The following is a 3,380-nucleotide window of genomic DNA, read 5'->3' as shown; positions in this document are numbered from 1 at the left end:
AAAATCGCCGATATCGTCGGTATCCCGCTGCCCTGGCCGCAGGCAACACCGCCTGCTGGCTGGCTCAAATGCAATGGCCAGGCCTTCGACAAAAACGCCTTCCCGAAATTGGCACAGGTCTACCCCGGCGGCGTCCTACCGGATCTACGTGGTGAGTTTATTCGTGGCTGGGATGATGGACGTGGGGTGGATGCGGGGCGAGGATTGTTATCACGACAGGCACCATCCCTCACCACTGCTAACATCGGCCCTGATGCAGCACAATTATTAGTTGTTGAAGGCTCCACTGCTAACACAGCGACAATTGCTGAATTTAATCAATCAATGCAAACCGATACGATCGTAGATGCTGATTACGGGCCAGCATTAAAAGGTTATTCTTACGCCATAAATGGATATGCTTATACAGGAAATAGTAATCAGAGAACTGTCGATACGAATACTCATCGCCCACTAAACAACAATCCCTATTTTATTGCTGGCGGTACACGCCCGCGCAACATCGCCTTTAGCTACATCGTGAGGGCTGCCTGACGTCTGGTGTAACTGGCGCCGAGGATCTTGCAGAAGGATGGGGCAACCAGCCAGTTATGGATTATTCATCTGTCCTAGCCGCTTACTAAGCTGATTCTCATTTTTTATCCAGCGGTGCCCCAATTACGGTGTACCGCTTTTATTTATCCTGCATCTGAAATTTTTTCCCGCCATTATATTTCCCTATCGGAAATAATTGTTTACAGTGTAAGCCATTTTGAACATTTGTGCGGTATTGTTGGAGAAAAAGCGTGACAGGTTCCACCGCGATTGACGTACGCCAGCTGATTAATCAGCGCCCGCTTGGCGCTTACCAGAAACTGATCATCTTCCTGTGTTTTTGCATTATTGCCCTTGATGGTATGGACATCGCCATCATGGGGTTTATTGCCCCTTCGTTGAAAGCAGCCTGGGGAATCGGCAACGCAGAACTGGCTGTGGTAATTAGCGCGGCGCTGATCGGCCTGGCGGTAGGGGCGATGGTTTCCGGGCCGTTGGCGGACTGGCGTGGTCGTAAAACGATCATCATCGCCAGCGTATTTTTGTTTGGGTTGTGGACCTTGTTAACCGCATTTTCTCAAACACCACAACACATGGTGCTGTTCCGCTTTCTGACCGGTTTAGGTCTGGGGGCGGCGATGCCGAACGTCGGTACGCTGGTGGCGGAATTTGCACCGGAGAAAAAACGCTCCTTCATCATTACCGTGGTTTTTTGCGGTTTTAGTTTCGGTGCTGCCAGTGGTGGATTTGCGGCCTCATGGATGATTCCTCAATGGGGCTGGCATTCTGTGCTGCTGATGGGCGGCATTTTGCCGCTGCTGCTGGTGCCATTTTTGCTGATGAAGCTGCCGGAGTCGGTGCGGTTCCTGGTCAGCAAGCGAGCGAATTCGCGCCAGATTCATCAGATCGTGGATAAAATTGCGCCGGGTGTTTGTCAGGCCGACAGTCAGTTCGCCATGCCTGTGGTAGAAAAGACACCTGCATTTGCCGTTCAACTGGTACTGTCTCGTTCTTACCGCTTTGGCAGCTTTATGCTGTGGGGTGGCTATTTCTTCGGTTTGTTCATGGTATACCTGCTGGGCAGTTGGTTACCGACCGTTATCAAAGAAGCGGGGATGAGCGTGACCGAAGCCACCATTATTACTGCCTTATATCAGGCGGGTGGCACGTTCGGCTCACTGTTCGCCGGTTGGCTGATGGACCGTGTTAACCCTCATCTGGCACTTGGGGTAATTTATGCAGTTGGTGGCATCGCCACGGCAATGATCGGCATCACACACGCTTATTTTGTACTGCTGGGGCTGGTGGCATTCAGTAGTGGTTTCTGCCTCAACGGTGCTAACACCGGTATGAATGCGCTTTCTGCCCGTTATTACCCGACGGAAGCTCGCGCTACCGGGTCTGGTTGGATGCATGGTGTTGGCCGAATGGGGGCCATCATGAGTGCGTTTGCCGGTGCGCAAGTGGTTAGCATGGGATGGGGACTGACAACCATGTTTACTATTCTGGCGATCCCTGCACTGTTGACGTCGCTGATGATTCTCGCCAAAGGCCAGTTCGGTTATAACCGGCCTGCCGTCGCAGAACTCAGTTACTAATACGCCAACGCCCGGTTACTCGGGCGTTTTCTTTTGCTTCGGAGGAAAGATTAACGACTGCGCTTGGCGTGTCTTTCGCGGTTATCCTGTCGGGCCTGCGCCGATTTTTTCAGCGACACATAACAGGCACCGCTGCCACCGTGAAACGGCTGAGCCACGCAAAAGGCTTGCACGGAATCAAACTGCTGTAGCCAGCGGAACAGGTAATTGCGTACCACATTGGCGTGTGATTTTTCATAACGCCCCTTACCATGAATAATCAGTAAATTACGCAAGTTGTCCCGTTGCGCCTGCAACATGAACGCAAACAGGTTCTGCCGACAGGTTTCGACCGGCTGACGCAGCAGGTTGAGGCTGGCATCCAGCGAATACTTTCCCTGACGTAATTTGTCCACCACCCCTTGCTGGATGCCTTCTCTTTTGAATTCCAATGGGGTGTCATACGAAACCAGATCCAGAAATCCAGTAATCAGGAAATTATCCAGCTCGGGTTCTTGCACACGATGAGGCGTCACATTCGGGAAAGGGGACTTCAGGTGAACGACAGTTGAGGACGGCTTTAGCGGTTTGACATCATCCATGGCATTCAGAAATAGCGTTTTTTCATCAGTATTCATCATGTCACTCGCGTTTACCCAAACCACCTACCTACTATAACCAGAGTACGGTGAAATATCACCTTGCTGGTCACAGTGTAAAAACGCGGTGAGTCTCCTCACCGCGTAGTGGTTTATCCCGGTCAGAAAACGCTGGGAATAATTCCGGCCGTCAGGCTGCTCTGACGATGTAGTTAAAGGCGATATTGCGCGGGCGGGTAGCTCCATACCCAAACTGCCAACCATTTGAATCCAAATCTTGTGCGCCCACCGTCTCCACATTTATAGCGGCTCGTAGCATGGCATAATCGCCTTTGTTGACAATATCAAACCCCATAGATTTATATGTATTAGCGCTATCGTTATTACCATGTATCAGTGCTCCCACATTTACTGAAGTTAAGTTGGGATCTGAAACGGTTAGCGTTCCTTTTTGCCAGCTTAATAATTCACGGGCAACATCCACCCCACGTCCATCATCCCAGCCACGAATAAATTCGCCACGTAGATCCGGCAGGACGCCGCCAGGGTAGACCTGTGCCAGTTTCGGGAAGGCGTTTTTGTCGAAAGCCTGACCATTGCATTTGAGCCAGCCAGCAGGCGGCGTTGCCTGCGGCCAGGGCAACGGAATGCCGACGATATCGGCGATTTT

At 51.4% G+C, this 3,380-nt stretch carries 4 protein-coding genes; 2 read left to right on the top strand and 2 right to left on the bottom strand.

The annotated features are described in order from the left end of the window. Both OB87_RS21070 and OB87_RS19370 read left to right on the top strand, forming a co-directional pair. The coding region (locus OB87_RS21070) for a phage tail protein (protein WP_033570997.1) at positions 1-534 on the top strand (534 nt) is incomplete at its 5' end. Positions 535-785: 251 nt separating this feature from the next. Then, a complete protein-coding gene (locus tag OB87_RS19370) occupies positions 786-2,132 on the top strand; it encodes an MFS transporter (protein WP_033570996.1) in 1,347 nt (448 codons plus the stop codon). Between the two features lie 50 nt (positions 2,133-2,182). Here OB87_RS19370 and smrA read toward each other — a convergent pair whose 3' ends face one another. Both smrA and OB87_RS19360 read right to left on the bottom strand, forming a co-directional pair. Next, the gene (gene smrA, locus OB87_RS19365) at positions 2,183-2,749 is read right to left on the bottom strand and encodes a DNA endonuclease SmrA (RefSeq protein WP_033570998.1); all 567 of its coding nucleotides are present in this window, start codon (positions 2,747-2,749) and stop codon (positions 2,183-2,185) included. Positions 2,750-2,900: 151 nt separating this feature from the next. Continuing rightward, the coding region (locus OB87_RS19360) for a phage tail protein (RefSeq protein WP_033570995.1) at positions 2,901-3,380 on the bottom strand (480 nt) is incomplete at its 5' end.

It is taken from the genome of Dickeya undicola (assembly GCF_000784735.1).
Classification (GTDB): domain Bacteria; phylum Pseudomonadota; class Gammaproteobacteria; order Enterobacterales; family Enterobacteriaceae; genus Dickeya; species Dickeya undicola.
The sequence above is the reverse complement of the archived record's forward strand: the minus strand, read 5'-3'. Positions and strand labels throughout refer to the sequence as shown.